The organism is Stappia stellulata DSM 5886, from assembly GCF_000423705.1.
In the GTDB taxonomy this organism is placed as follows: domain Bacteria; phylum Pseudomonadota; class Alphaproteobacteria; order Rhizobiales; family Stappiaceae; genus Stappia; species Stappia stellulata.
Genome location: NZ_AUIM01000004.1, coordinates 1,056,051 through 1,068,062 on the forward strand (window position 1 = coordinate 1,056,051; position 12,012 = coordinate 1,068,062).

A 12,012-nucleotide genomic window follows, 5' to 3' on the forward strand; every position below is an offset into this window, starting at 1 on the left:
GGAAAAACTGCACGAACGCACCCGCGTCCCGCGCGCGTAACGCGGACCCGGATGCGTACATTAGGGCAGGTCGCGAGGATTAGACCTCTCTGCCAACCGCGTCAAGCACGGAATCGATCTGGGCAGAGACCTCGTCGATCGACTTCATGCCGTCGACAGATTTCAGCTGCCCGCGTCCACGATAATAGGGCGCAACGACTGCGGTATCGCGGTTGTATGCCTCAAGGCGCTGCTTGAACACTTCCGGATCGTCGTCCTTGCGCACCGGCTCGCCGTTTGCCTTGGCCTCGGCCGCCCGCTTGACGATCCGGTCGACCAGCGCGGACTGGTCCACGTCCAGTTCGAGCACGATATCGAGGTTCATGTTCTTCTCGGACAGCATCGCATCCAGCGCTTCCGCCTGGGCGACCGTGCGGGGAAACCCGTCGAGGATGAACCCCTTTTGGGCATCCGGCTCCTCGATGCGGTCGGCGACGATGCCGATGACAATGTCATCCGACACCAGCCCGCCTGCGTCCATCACCGACTTGGCCTTCAGGCCCACCGGCGTTTCCGCGGCAACCGCCGCCCGAAGCATGTCACCCGTCGACAGTTGCGGAATGCCATGCTTCTCCACCAGACGGGCGGCCTGGGTGCCCTTGCCGGCACCCGGCGGTCCGAGAAAAATCAACCTCATCTACGCTTCCCCCTGAGCTTCGATTTCTTCACCAGTCCCTCATACTGATGCGCGAGCAGATGGCCCTGGATCTGGGATACCGTATCCATGGTCACGCTGACGACGATCAAAAGGGAGGTGCCACCGAAGTAGAACGGAACGCCCGTCGCGGAAATAAGGAATTCGGGTAATAGACAGACCAGAACAATGTAGATGGCGCCGACCACGGTGATGCGGGTCAAGACGTAGTCGATATATTGCGCGGTCCGCTCGCCCGGACGGATGCCCGGGATGAACCCGCCGTGCTTCTTCAGATTGTCGGCCGTGTCCGACGGATTGAACACAATCGCCGTGTAGAAGAAGCAGAAGAACACGATCAGCACCGCATAAAGCAGCATGTAGAGCGGCTGGCCGTGGCCAAGCAGCGCCGTGACCGTGGTCAGGATGCTGTTCTCGTCGCCGGTCGTGCCCAGCCCCGAAAGTGTCGCGGGAACCAGCAGCAGCGATGAGGCGAAAATCGGCGGAATCACGCCGGCCGTGTTGAGCTTGAGCGGCAGGAAAGAGGTGTTGCCCTCAAACATCCGGTTGCCCATCTGGCGCTTCGGATACTGGATCAGCAACCGCCGCTGCGCACGCTCCATGAACACGATGATCGCAATCACCACGATGGACAGCAGGATGATGGCGATGATGATCGGCGTGGCGAGTGCGCCCTGCCGCCCGAGCTCGAGCGTCGAGGCGATTGCCGAGGGAAGACCCGCAACGATGCCGGCGAAAATGATCAGCGAAATGCCGTTGCCGATGCCGCGCGCGGTGATCTGCTCACCGAGCCACATCAGGAACATGGTGCCGCCGACGAAGGTAATGACCGCCGAAATGCGGAAGAACCAGCCCGGATCGATCACGACATTCGCAGCGCTCTCGAGACCGACCGCAAGCCCGTACGCCTGGAAGGTGGCGAGAACCACCGTGCCGTAACGGGTGTACTGGTTGATCACCTTGCGGCCCTGCTCGCCCTCCTTCTTGAGCTGTTCCAGCGAGGGAACAACGGAGGTGAGAAGCTGAATGATGATCGATGCGGAGATATACGGCATGATGCCGAGTGCGAGGATCGCCATGCGCTGGACGGCACCGCCGGAGAACATGTTGAACAGGCCAACTATGCCCTGCTGCGCCTGGCCGAAGGCCTGGGCGAAAGCCTCGGGATTGATCCCCGGAAGCGGCACGTAAGTGCCGAACCGATACACAAGAAGCGCACCCAGTGTGAACCAGATACGCTTCTTCAACTCTTCTGCCTTGGCGAAAGCTGAGAAATTCAGATTAGCCGCTAGCTGTTCGGCAGCTGATGCCATTCCAGGCTCCGGTCAAATATGCGTGCAGGAACAAGGGAAAACCCAGGCTTATTCAGCCTGGGCTCCGATAATCGTGACTTTGCCGCCAGCCTTCTCGACCGCGTCGATGGCAGCCTTGGAGGCGCCGGCGATCTCGAAGGAGACTGCGCCCTTCAGGGCACCGTCGGACAGAAGGCGGACGCCGTCCTTGACCCGACGGATCACGCCGGCGGCCTTGAGGGCCTCGGCCGTCACCGTCTGGCTTGCGTCAAGCTTGCCGGCATCGATCGCGATCTGCACGCGGCCGAGCGACACCACCGAGAAGGACTTCGCGAAGATGTTCGTGAAGCCGCGCTTCGGCAGGCGGCGATGGATCGGCATCTGGCCGCCCTCGAAGCCCTTGATCGCGACGCCCGAACGGCTCTTCTGACCCTTGACGCCACGGCCGCCGGTCTTGCCCTTGCCGGAGCCGATGCCGCGACCGACACGCATGCGGTCTTTCGTGGCACCCGGATTGTCCCGGAGTTCATTCAGTTTCATCATTTATCTCCCCGCATCCATCACGCGTCTTCGACGACGCGGATGAGATGCTGAACCTTCCGGATCATGCCGCGTACTTCCGGCGTATCCTTGAGTGTCGAGCGACGGTGCATCTTGTTCAGTCCGAGGCCGACCAGCGTCGCGCGCTGGTCCTTCGGACGCCGCAAGGGACTGCCAACCTGCTCGACCGTAACGGTCTTATCAGTGTTCGCCATGGAACCAAGCCTTTCTCAAGCTGGGGTCGATGCACGCAAAGGTCAAGCCTCTGCGGCCGCCTGCGCGCTATCGTCGATATCACGGCGACGGGCCTGGACCTGCGACACCTTGAGACCGCGGCGAGCCGCGACCGAACGCGGGCTGTCCTCGTGCTTCAGGGCTTCGAAGGTGGCACGCACCATGTTGTAGGGGTTCGCCGAGCCCAGCGACTTGGCAACGACGTCCTGGACGCCGAGGGTCTCGAACACCGCACGCATCGGACCGCCGGCAATGATGCCGGTACCGGCCGGTGCGGCACGAAGGATCACCTTGCCCGCGCCGTGACGTCCGTTGACGTCATGGTGCAGGGTGCGGCCCTCGCGCAGCGGCACGCGGATCATCGACCGCTTCGCGGCTTCCGTTGCCTTGCGGATCGCTTCCGGCACTTCACGGGCCTTGCCGTGACCGAAGCCGACGCGGCCCTTCTGGTCGCCAACGACCACAAGCGCGGCAAAGCCGAACCGGCGGCCACCCTTGACGACCTTGGCGACGCGGTTGATGTGAACAAGCTTGTCGACGAATTCGCTGTCGCGCTCGTTCCGATCGCCTCCGCGATCCCGATTATCCTGTCTCGCCATAATATTCGCTTCCGTTTGTCTGTGAGCGTCTTTCAACGACGATCAGAATTCCAGTCCGCCCTCACGAGCCGCATCGGCCAGAGCCTTGACGCGCCCGTGGTACATGTACCCGCCGCGGTCGAACACCACCTTGGTGACGCCGGCCGCCTTGGCGCGCTCGGCGAGCACCTTGCCGACGGTCTCGGCCGCAGAGGTGTTGCCGCCCGAAGCGAGAGCGGAGCGAAGATCCTTGTCGACGCTCGACGCCGAAGCGAGCGTATGGCCCTTGGCGTCGTCGATGATCTGCGCATAGATTTGTTTGGAAGAGCGATACACCGACAGGCGCGGACGCCCGTTGAGTACCTTCTTGATCGAACGACGGACGCGGTCGCGGCGGCGTTCGAAGCCTGATTGTGTCTTCGCCATGGTCCGGTCCGTTACTTCTTCTTGCCTTCCTTGCGGACGATATATTCGCCCGCGTAGCGAATACCCTTGCCCTTGTAGGGCTCGGGCGGACGATAATCGCGGATTTCCGCCGCAACCTGTCCGACGCGCTGCTTGTCGATGCCCGTGATCACGACTTCCGTGGGCTTCGGACATGCCACATCGATGCCCTCGGGCATCGGATGCACGACGTCATGCGAAAAACCGAGCGCAAGCTGCAGGTTCCTGCCCTGCGCCTGTGCACGATAACCGACGCCGGTGATTTCAAGGCGCTTCTCGAAGCCCTTGCTCACCCCGGTCACGATGTTTTCCACCATCGTGCGGGACATGCCCCACATCGCACGCGCCGGCTTGCTGTCGACGCGCGGATCGACCTTGATTCCATCGTCCGTCATTTCGACCAGAACGAGATCATTGACCACGAAGGAGAGTTCCCCCTTCGGACCCTTGACCGCTACCGTCTGGCCGTTGATCGTTGCCGTTACCCCGCTCGGCACGGGGACTGGCTTCTTGCCAATTCGAGACATAAGACCAACCTGTCCAGTTTACCTTGCAAGAGTGCCCTGCAGCATCAGAAGATGCGGCAAAGCACCTCGCCACCAACGTTTTGCTCCCGCGCATCATGGTCGGCCATGACACCGCGCGGCGTCGAAAGGATCGACACGCCCAGGCCATTCGCCACACGCGGGATATTCTTGACGGAGGAATACACCCGCCGCCCCGGCTTGGAAATCCGTTCGATCGAACGAATGACCGGTTCGCCGTCAAAGTACTTCAACTCGATCTCGAGCTCAGCCTTGCCGCCGTCGAATTCCACAGCCGAATAGCCACGGATATACCCTTCCGACGCAAGCACGTCGAGCACATGTTCGCGCAATTTCGAAGCGGGCGTAGAGACCTTGCTCTTGCGCCGCATCTGAGCATTGCGGATCCGGGTGAGCATATCGCCCAAGGGATCGGAAATCGCCATCGGACTCTCCTTACCAGCTCGACTTCACGAGGCCCGGGACCAAGCCCTTGGAGCCCAGCTCGCGAAGCGCAACGCGCGACATCTTCAGCTTGCGATAGTAGCCGCGGGGGCGTCCTGTCACTTCACAACGGTTGCGAATACGCACCTCCGCGGAATTCCGCGGCAGCTTGGCGAGCTTCAGCCTTGCGGCGTAACGCTCTTCAAGCGACAGGCTGTCGTCTTTCGCAGCCGCCTTCAGCGCGGTGCGCTTCTCGGCGTATTTCTTAACGAGCCGCTCGCGCCGCTTGTTCTTCTCGATCGCGCTCTTCTTCGCCATCGTCTGTCCTCGTTCTTTTTCCCGCTACGTTATTTGCGGAACGGGAAGTTGAACGCGCGCAGAAGCTCGCGCGCCTCGTCATCGTTGTCCGCGGTGGTGCAAACAATCACGTCCAGGCCCCAGATCTGGTCGACCTGATCGTAATTGATCTCCGGAAACACGATATGTTCCTTCACGCCCATTGCGTAGTTTCCACGGCCGTCGAAGCTCTTGGCATTCAGGCCGCGGAAGTCACGAACGCGCGGCAGCGCAATCGTGATGAGGCGATCGAGAAACTCGTACATCCGTTCCCCGCGCAGCGTCACCTTGGCGCCAAGCGGCATGCCTTCACGAACCTTGAAGGTCGCGATGGACTTGCGGGCCTTGGTGATGACCGGCTTCTGACCGGCGATATGCGCAAGATCCTCGGCAGCGATCTTGGCCTTCTTGCTGTCGGCCACCGCCTCGCCGATCCCCATGTTGAGAACGATCTTCTCAAGCGAGGGAATCTGCATCGGATTCTTGTAGTTGAACTTTTCCTGCATCTGCGGACGGATCTTTTCAAGATACTCCGTCTTCAGCCGCGGCAAGGTCTTGGTGTCAGCCATCGATCAGATCTCCCGAACGCTTGGCCACGCGCACTTTGGTGCCGTCTTCCTTCACCTGGAACCCGACACGAGTCGGCTTCCCGTCCTTCGGATCGGCAAGCGCCAGGTTCGACATGTGAACCGGCAGCTCCTTGCTGATGATCCCACCCTCGGACTGCGCCGTCTGGCGCTGGTGCCGGCGAACGACGTTCACGCCGCGAACCAGAGCCTTGTTGTCCTGCGGGGAAACCGAGATGATTTCACCGGTCTTGCCCTTGTCGCGCCCCGTGAGCACGACAACGGTGTCGCCCTTTTTAATCTTGGCGGCCATTAGAGCACCTCCGGAGCGAGCGAAATCACCTTCATGTGATTCTTCGCACGCAACTCGCGCGGAACCGGGCCGAAGATACGGGTCCCCACCGGTTCCTTGTTGTTGTTGACCAGGACCGCCGCATTGCGGTCGAACCGGATCACCGAGCCGTCGGGACGGCGAATATCCTTCGCCGTGCGCACGACGACCGCTTTCATCACGTCGCCCTTTTTGACGCGGCCGCGCGGTGTTGCCTCTTTCACGCTGACGACGATGATGTCGCCGACGCTGGCATATTTCCGCTTGGAGCCGCCGAGCACTTTGATGCACATGACACGACGGGCGCCGGAATTATCCGCCACGTCGAGGTTTGTTTGCATCTGAATCATGACTGGCCGCCTTGTTCTTCTCTCACCGTGTTCGCTTGCGAACGCCGGAAGTCATGTCAGTCCGCAGTCGACGTTTCGACAACGGTCCAGGTTTTGGTCTTCGAAATCGGCGCGCACTCTTGGATCTGGACGGTATCGCCCGTCTTGTGCGCGTTGGTCTCGTCGTGCGCCCGATACTTCTTCGAGCGGCGGACGGTCTTCTTGAACAGCGGATGGGTGAAGCGGCGCTCCACACGAACCGTGACCGTCTTTTCGTTGGCGTCGCTCACCACAACGCCCTGCAGTACGCGTTTCGGCATAATGGTCTCCTTACGCGCTTGTTGCCACGCGCTTGTCGCGCATGATCGTTTGAATGCGCGCAATGTCACGACGCACCTGGCGCACACGCGCCGTATTCTCAAGCTGGCCGGTGGCCCGCTGAAAGCGCAGGTTGAACTGCTCTTTCTTCAGGCTTTCAAGGTCCGCTACCAGCTCGTCCAAGGTCTTTGCCCGAACGTCCATGGCCTTCATGGCACTACTCTCCTGGTCCCGCCTCAGTCGGCGATACGCTGAACGAAGCGGCACTTGATCGGCAGCTTGGCTGCAGCAAGGCGCATCGCTTCGCGTGCCGTGTCTTCCGGCACACCGTCGATCTCGAACATGATCCGACCGGGCTTGACCTTAGCGGCCCAATAATCCGGCGAACCCTTGCCCTTACCCATACGCACTTCAGTCGGCTTCGACGACACCGGCACGTCCGGGAAAATCCTGATCCAAACACGACCCGCACGCTTCATGTGACGGGTCATGGCACGACGGGCCGCCTCGATCTGGCGTGCGGTCACCCGCTCCGGCTCCACGGCCTTCAGGCCGAAGGCGCCGAAATTGAGATCGGTTCCGCCCTTGGCGGTACCATGGATCCGGCCCTTGTGCTGCTTGCGGAACTTCGTTCGCTTCGGTTGCAGCATCTCTACTCTCTCGCTTTGCTACTGTCCAAGACCCGACCGCCGCCTGTTAGGCAGCGCGTCCGCGATCGCGGCGTCCGCCGCCCTGGTTCGATCCGTCGCCCTCGACCGCGCGACGCTCATGCGCCATCGGATCGTGTTCGAGAATCTCACCCTTGAAGATCCAGACCTTGACGCCGCATGTGCCGTAGGCCGTGTGGGCCGTGGACATGCCGAAGTCAATGTCCGCGCGCAGCGTGTGCAGCGGCACACGACCTTCGCGGTACCATTCGGTCCGGGCGATCTCGGCGCCGCCAAGACGGCCGCCACAGTTGATCCGGATGCCCTGTGCGCCCATCCGCATGGCGGACTGAACCGCCCGCTTCATGGCACGACGGAAGGCAACGCGGCGCTCCAACTGCTGCGAGATGCCGTCAGCAACCAGCTGAGCGTCGATCTCGGGCTTGCGCACTTCAACGATGTTGATGTGCACATCGGAGTTGGTGATCTGCGAAAGCGCCTTGCGGAGCTTCTCGATGTCCGCGCCCTTCTTGCCGATCACGACACCCGGACGACCCGAGTGAACCGAAACGCGGCACTTGCGGTGCGGACGCTCGACGACAACCTTGGAAACGGCTGCCTGCTTCAGAGCCTTGAGGATGTACTCCCGGATGCGGAAGTCCTCATGCAGCAGCTGGCCGTATTCACCCTTGTCCGCGTACCAGCGCGAATCCCAGGTGCGGTTGATGCCAAGACGCAGACCGATCGGATTTACTTTGTGTCCCATCAGGCGGTCTCCTCGACTTCGCGGACGACGATGGTAAGGTTCGAGAAAGGCTTCTCGATCCGACCCACACGGCCACGGGCACGAGCCTGGAACCGCTTGATCACGAATGCCTTGCCGACATGCGCCTCGGCCACGACCAGGCTGTCGACATTGAGGTCATGGTTGTTCTCCGCGTTCGCGATCGCCGACATCAACGCCTTCTTGACGTCGTCGGAAATCCGCTTGCGCGAGAAGGTGAGATCGGACAGCGCCTTTTCCACCTTTTTGCCGCGGATCGTTTCCGCAACAAGGTTCAGCTTGCGCGGAGAAACGCGCAGCATCCGGGCGACCGACTTCGCCTCATTATCGGCGAGCGCGCGCCCGCCCTTCGGCTTGCCCATGGTTACTTCCTCTTCGCCTTCTTGTCGGCGCCATGGCCATAATAGGTGCGCGTTGGCGAGAACTCGCCGAACTTGTGACCGATCATGTCTTCAGACACCAGCACCGGAACGTGCTTCTGGCCATTGTAGACGCCGAAGGTCAAACCCACGAACTGGGGCAGGATCGTCGAACGCCGGCTCCAGATCTTGATGATTTCGTTTCGGCCCGACGCGCGGACCTTTTCTGCCTTCTTCAGCAGAAAGCCGTCGACGAACGGGCCCTTCCAAACTGAACGTGCCATGGTCGGCCCCTTTTACTTCTTGCGCGCGTGGCGGCTGCGGACGATGTATTTGTCCGTGGCCTTGTTCGAACGCGTGCGCTTGCCCTTGGTCGGCTTGCCCCACGGCGTCACCGGATGACGGCCACCGGAGGTACGACCCTCACCACCACCGTGCGGGTGATCGACCGGGTTCATGGCGACACCACGCACATGCGGGCGACGACCCTGCCAGCGGGAACGACCCGCCTTGCCGAGATTGATGTTGCCGTGGTCCGGATTGGACACGGCACCGATCGAGGCCATGCAGGTCCCAAGCACCCGACGCTGCTCGCCCGAAAGCAAGCGGATCGTGGTGTAACCCTGGTCACGTCCCACAACCTGTGCGTAGGCACCGGCCGAACGAGCGATCTGACCGCCCTTGCCGGGCTTCATCTCGACGTTGTGGACGATGGTGCCGACCGGAATGGAGGCCAGCGGCATCGCATTGCCCGGCTTCACGTCGACCGACTTGCCGGCGAGGACTTTGTCGCCAACGGCCAGGCGCTGCGGAGCCAGGATGTAGGACAGCTCGCCGTCCTCATACTTGATCAGCGCAATGAACGCGGTCCGGTTGGGATCGTATTCGATCCGCTCGACCGTGGCCGAAACGTCCAGCTTGGTGCGCTTGAAGTCGACCAGACGGTAGCGGCGCTTGTGCCCGCCACCGCGGTTCGGCGACGTCGTGCGACCGGTGTTGTTGCGACCGCCGGACTTGGAAAGCCCCTCGGTCAGAGCCTTGACCGGCTTGCCCTTGTACAGCGACGAGCGGTCCACCTGGACCAGCTGGCGCCGACCGGGCGACGTCGGATTGAAGGTTTTGAGTGCCATTGTTCCCTCTCCGCCCTTACAGACCGGTTGTGACGTCGATGGACTGGCCGTCCTGCAGGGTCACGACCGCCTTCTTGACGTCGGACTGCTGGCCGATCCGCCCGCGGAACCGCTTCTGCTTGCCCTTGCGGACAAGGGTGTTCACGGCCGTCACCTTCACCCCGAAGAGCGCTTCGACAGCGGCCTTGATCTCGGGCTTCGTGGCGGTCGGCGCAACGTTGAACACGACCTTGTTCTGCTCGGACGCGAAAGTCGCCTTCTCGGTGATCACCGGGGACACGACCGTGTCAAAGTGCTTGAGAGTGCTCATTTGAACCGCTCCTCCAGGGCCGACAACGCCGCCTTGGTCAACACCAGTTTTTCACGCCGCAGGATATCGTAGACGTTGATACCCTCGATCGGCAGAACGTCGATCGCCGGAATGTTGCGCGATGCAAGGCGGAAGTTCGTGTCGACCTCGCTGCCGTCGATGATCAGCGCATTGCTGAGACCGAGCTTGGCGAAACGGGCGAACAGCGCCTTGGTCTTGGCTTCCTCGAGCTTGGCGGAATCGACGACGATGATACCGTCGCCCTTCAGCTTCGCCGAAAGGGCATGCCGCAGGCCGAGCGCGCGGACCTTCTTGGGAAGATCGTGCGCATGGCTGCGGACGACCGGCCCGTGGGCCTTGCCGCCGCCGCGGAACTGCGGAGCCTTCTTGTTGCCGTGACGCGCGCCGCCCGTGCCCTTCTGGCGGACGAACTTCTTCGTCGTGCCGGAAATCTCCGAACGCTGCTTCGCCTTGTGCGTGCCGGCCTGGCGACGCGCCAGCTGCCAGCGCACGACGCGGTGGATCAGGTCGGTGCGCGGCTCGAGACCGAAGATCTCGTCCGACACCGTGATCGAACCGGCGGCAGCCCCGTCGAGGGTCTTTACCTCAAGTTCCATCACTCGCTCTCCTTCTCGACTGCAGCAGCAGCCTCGACCGCGCGGAAGGCACCCGGCATCGGAACACCGTCCGGAAGCGCCTTCTTGACCGCGTCGCGGATGACGATCCAGCCACCTTTCGATCCCGGGACGGCGCCCTGGATCATGATCAGCCCGCGCTCAACGTCGGTGCGAACGATCTTCAGGTTCTGCGTGGTCACCTGCTCGGCACCCATGTGCCCGGCCATTTTCTTGCCCTTGAACACCTTGCCGGGGTCCTGGCACTGACCGGTCGAGCCATGCGAACGGTGCGAAATCGACACACCGTGCGAGGCGCGAAGGCCGCCGAAGTTGTGCCGCTTCATGGCACCGGCGAAGCCCTTGCCGATCGAGGTGCCCGTGACATCCACGAACTGCCCTTCGACAAAATGGTCCGCCGTGATTTCGGCACCGACGTCGATCAGGTTGTCCTGCGAGACGCGGAATTCCGCGAGCTTGCGCTTCGGCTCAACCTTCGCGACGGCGAAGTGCCCGCGCATGGCGCGCGGCGTGTTCTTAACCTTGGCCAGTCCGGCGCCAACCTGCACCGCAACATAACCGTTTTTCTCTTCCGTCCGGTGGGCGATTACCTGACAGTTTTCGAGCTTCAGCACCGTTACCGGCACATGCTCACCCGCATCATTATAGATGCGCGTCATACCCACCTTCTGTGCGATCACTCCAGAACGCATATCGGCGTGTCCCCTTGTGAGCGCCTTACAGCTTGATCTCGACGTCGACACCAGCGGCGAGGTCGAGCTTCATCAGCGCGTCCACGGTCTGCGGCGTCGGATCAACGATGTCGAGAAGACGCTTATGCGTGCGCATCTCGAACTGATCACGGCTTTTCTTGTCGATATGCGGACCACGAAGCACTGTGTACTTCTCGATCCGCGTGGGCAGCGGCACAGGACCGCGCACTTGTGCACCGGTCCGTTTCGCCGTGCTGACGATCTCGCGGGTCGAGGCATCGAGAACTCGATGGTCGAACGCCTTGAGACGGATCCGAATGTTTTGACCGTTCATGTCCAAATCCCCATGCGGTCCGCGGGCGGACACAAGGTCCGTCCCGCGGGTCTCGCGGATTACTCGATGATCGACGCGACGACGCCGGCACCGACCGTGCGGCCGCCTTCGCGGATCGCGAAGCGAAGTCCGTCTTCCATCGCGATCGGCACGATCAGCGTCACGACGACCGACACATTGTCGCCCGGCATGACCATTTCCGTGCCTTCCGGAAGATCGACAACGCCCGTCACGTCCGTCGTGCGGAAGTAGAACTGCGGACGGTAGTTCGTGAAGAACGGCGTGTGACGACCGCCCTCTTCCTTCGTCAGGATGTAGGCTTCCGCATTGAACTTCGTGTGCGGCGTAACCGAACCCGGCTTGCACAGAACCTGACCGCGCTCGACGTCTTCACGACCGATGCCGCGGATCAGCGCGCCGATGTTGTCGCCAGCCTGGCCCTGATCGAGCAGCTTGCGGAACATCTCGACGCCCGTAACCGTCGTCTTCTT

24 protein-coding genes are annotated in these 12,012 nt (G+C 61.9%); all 24 read right to left on the bottom strand.

Features of this window, described 5'->3' with window-relative positions; genetic code table 11:
* Window positions 1–79: 79 nt before the first annotated feature.
* Complete coding sequence (locus G572_RS0105125; RefSeq protein ID WP_029057561.1) at window positions 80–676, bottom strand: adenylate kinase; 597 nt, start codon at window positions 674–676, stop codon at window positions 80–82.
* Window positions 673–2,007 (bottom strand): preprotein translocase subunit SecY, encoded by a 1,335-nt coding sequence (gene secY / locus G572_RS0105130; RefSeq protein ID WP_029057562.1) that lies wholly within the window; start codon window positions 2,005–2,007, stop codon window positions 673–675. Before secY ends, G572_RS0105125 begins: the two co-directional genes overlap by 4 nt.
* Window positions 2,008–2,055: 48 nt before the next feature.
* Window positions 2,056–2,526, bottom strand: a complete 471-nt coding sequence (gene rplO, locus G572_RS0105135) for a 50S ribosomal protein L15 (RefSeq protein ID WP_029057563.1) — start codon at window positions 2,524–2,526, stop codon at window positions 2,056–2,058.
* A gap of 20 nt (window positions 2,527–2,546) precedes the next feature.
* Window positions 2,547–2,741, bottom strand: coding sequence for a 50S ribosomal protein L30 (rpmD, locus tag G572_RS0105140; protein ID WP_029057564.1), 195 nt, complete (start codon window positions 2,739–2,741; stop codon window positions 2,547–2,549).
* Between the two features lie 42 nt (window positions 2,742–2,783).
* Window positions 2,784–3,359 carry a 30S ribosomal protein S5 gene (gene rpsE, locus G572_RS0105145; protein WP_029057565.1) on the bottom strand — a complete coding sequence of 192 codons (576 nt, stop codon included), beginning with the start codon at window positions 3,357–3,359 and terminating at the stop codon, window positions 2,784–2,786.
* A 42-nt stretch (window positions 3,360–3,401) separates the two neighbouring features.
* Window positions 3,402–3,764: a 50S ribosomal protein L18 gene (gene rplR / locus G572_RS0105150; protein WP_029057566.1), complete on the bottom strand. Its 363-nt coding sequence runs from the start codon at window positions 3,762–3,764 to the stop codon at window positions 3,402–3,404.
* An 11-nt stretch (window positions 3,765–3,775) separates the two neighbouring features.
* Window positions 3,776–4,309: a 50S ribosomal protein L6 gene (gene rplF, locus G572_RS0105155; protein WP_029057567.1), complete on the bottom strand. Its 534-nt coding sequence runs from the start codon at window positions 4,307–4,309 to the stop codon at window positions 3,776–3,778.
* Between the two features lie 44 nt (window positions 4,310–4,353).
* Window positions 4,354–4,752 carry a 30S ribosomal protein S8 gene (gene rpsH, locus G572_RS0105160; protein ID WP_029057568.1) on the bottom strand — a complete coding sequence of 133 codons (399 nt, stop codon included), beginning with the start codon at window positions 4,750–4,752 and terminating at the stop codon, window positions 4,354–4,356.
* A gap of 10 nt (window positions 4,753–4,762) precedes the next feature.
* On the bottom strand, window positions 4,763–5,068 hold the full coding sequence (rpsN, locus tag G572_RS0105165; RefSeq protein WP_029057569.1) for a 30S ribosomal protein S14: 306 nt from the start codon (window positions 5,066–5,068) through the stop codon (window positions 4,763–4,765).
* A gap of 29 nt (window positions 5,069–5,097) precedes the next feature.
* Window positions 5,098–5,655 carry a 50S ribosomal protein L5 gene (rplE, locus tag G572_RS0105170; protein ID WP_037545374.1) on the bottom strand — a complete coding sequence of 186 codons (558 nt, stop codon included), beginning with the start codon at window positions 5,653–5,655 and terminating at the stop codon, window positions 5,098–5,100.
* Window positions 5,648–5,965 carry a 50S ribosomal protein L24 gene (rplX, locus tag G572_RS0105175; RefSeq protein WP_029057571.1) on the bottom strand — a complete coding sequence of 106 codons (318 nt, stop codon included), beginning with the start codon at window positions 5,963–5,965 and terminating at the stop codon, window positions 5,648–5,650. The genes rplE and rplX overlap by 8 nt, the downstream gene beginning before the upstream one ends.
* Window positions 5,965–6,333 (bottom strand): 50S ribosomal protein L14, encoded by a 369-nt coding sequence (rplN, locus tag G572_RS0105180; RefSeq protein ID WP_029057572.1) that lies wholly within the window; start codon window positions 6,331–6,333, stop codon window positions 5,965–5,967. Before rplN ends, rplX begins: the two co-directional genes overlap by 1 nt.
* A 56-nt stretch (window positions 6,334–6,389) precedes the next feature.
* Window positions 6,390–6,632 carry a 30S ribosomal protein S17 gene (gene rpsQ, locus G572_RS0105185; RefSeq protein WP_029057573.1) on the bottom strand — a complete coding sequence of 81 codons (243 nt, stop codon included), beginning with the start codon at window positions 6,630–6,632 and terminating at the stop codon, window positions 6,390–6,392.
* A 10-nt stretch (window positions 6,633–6,642) separates the two neighbouring features.
* Entirely contained in the window at window positions 6,643–6,843 is a 201-nt protein-coding gene (gene rpmC / locus G572_RS0105190; protein WP_029057574.1) for a 50S ribosomal protein L29, read from the bottom strand.
* A 23-nt stretch (window positions 6,844–6,866) separates the two neighbouring features.
* The gene (gene rplP, locus G572_RS0105195; protein WP_029057575.1) at window positions 6,867–7,280 is read right to left on the bottom strand and encodes a 50S ribosomal protein L16; all 414 of its coding nucleotides are present in this window, start codon (window positions 7,278–7,280) and stop codon (window positions 6,867–6,869) included.
* Window positions 7,281–7,326: 46 nt separating this feature from the next.
* Window positions 7,327–8,043: a 30S ribosomal protein S3 gene (gene rpsC / locus G572_RS0105200; RefSeq protein ID WP_029057576.1), complete on the bottom strand. Its 717-nt coding sequence runs from the start codon at window positions 8,041–8,043 to the stop codon at window positions 7,327–7,329.
* The gene (rplV, locus tag G572_RS0105205) at window positions 8,043–8,423 is read right to left on the bottom strand and encodes a 50S ribosomal protein L22 (RefSeq protein WP_029057577.1); all 381 of its coding nucleotides are present in this window, start codon (window positions 8,421–8,423) and stop codon (window positions 8,043–8,045) included. Before rplV ends, rpsC begins: the two co-directional genes overlap by 1 nt.
* A gap of 2 nt (window positions 8,424–8,425) precedes the next feature.
* Window positions 8,426–8,704 (bottom strand): 30S ribosomal protein S19, encoded by a 279-nt coding sequence (gene rpsS, locus G572_RS0105210; protein WP_029057578.1) that lies wholly within the window; start codon window positions 8,702–8,704, stop codon window positions 8,426–8,428.
* Between the two features lie 12 nt (window positions 8,705–8,716).
* A complete protein-coding gene (rplB, locus tag G572_RS0105215) occupies window positions 8,717–9,550 on the bottom strand; it encodes a 50S ribosomal protein L2 (RefSeq protein WP_029057579.1) in 834 nt (277 codons plus the stop codon).
* A 16-nt stretch (window positions 9,551–9,566) separates the two neighbouring features.
* On the bottom strand, window positions 9,567–9,860 hold the full coding sequence (locus G572_RS0105220; protein ID WP_029057580.1) for a 50S ribosomal protein L23: 294 nt from the start codon (window positions 9,858–9,860) through the stop codon (window positions 9,567–9,569).
* On the bottom strand, window positions 9,857–10,477 hold the full coding sequence (gene rplD, locus G572_RS0105225; RefSeq protein WP_029057581.1) for a 50S ribosomal protein L4: 621 nt from the start codon (window positions 10,475–10,477) through the stop codon (window positions 9,857–9,859). Before rplD ends, G572_RS0105220 begins: the two co-directional genes overlap by 4 nt.
* On the bottom strand, window positions 10,477–11,187 hold the full coding sequence (gene rplC, locus G572_RS0105230; RefSeq protein ID WP_029057582.1) for a 50S ribosomal protein L3: 711 nt from the start codon (window positions 11,185–11,187) through the stop codon (window positions 10,477–10,479). Before rplC ends, rplD begins: the two co-directional genes overlap by 1 nt.
* A gap of 25 nt (window positions 11,188–11,212) precedes the next feature.
* Entirely contained in the window at window positions 11,213–11,521 is a 309-nt protein-coding gene (gene rpsJ / locus G572_RS0105235; protein ID WP_029057583.1) for a 30S ribosomal protein S10, read from the bottom strand.
* A gap of 59 nt (window positions 11,522–11,580) precedes the next feature.
* The coding region (locus G572_RS0105240) for an EF-Tu C-terminal domain-related protein (protein ID WP_029057584.1) at window positions 11,581–12,012 on the bottom strand (432 nt) is incomplete at its 5' end.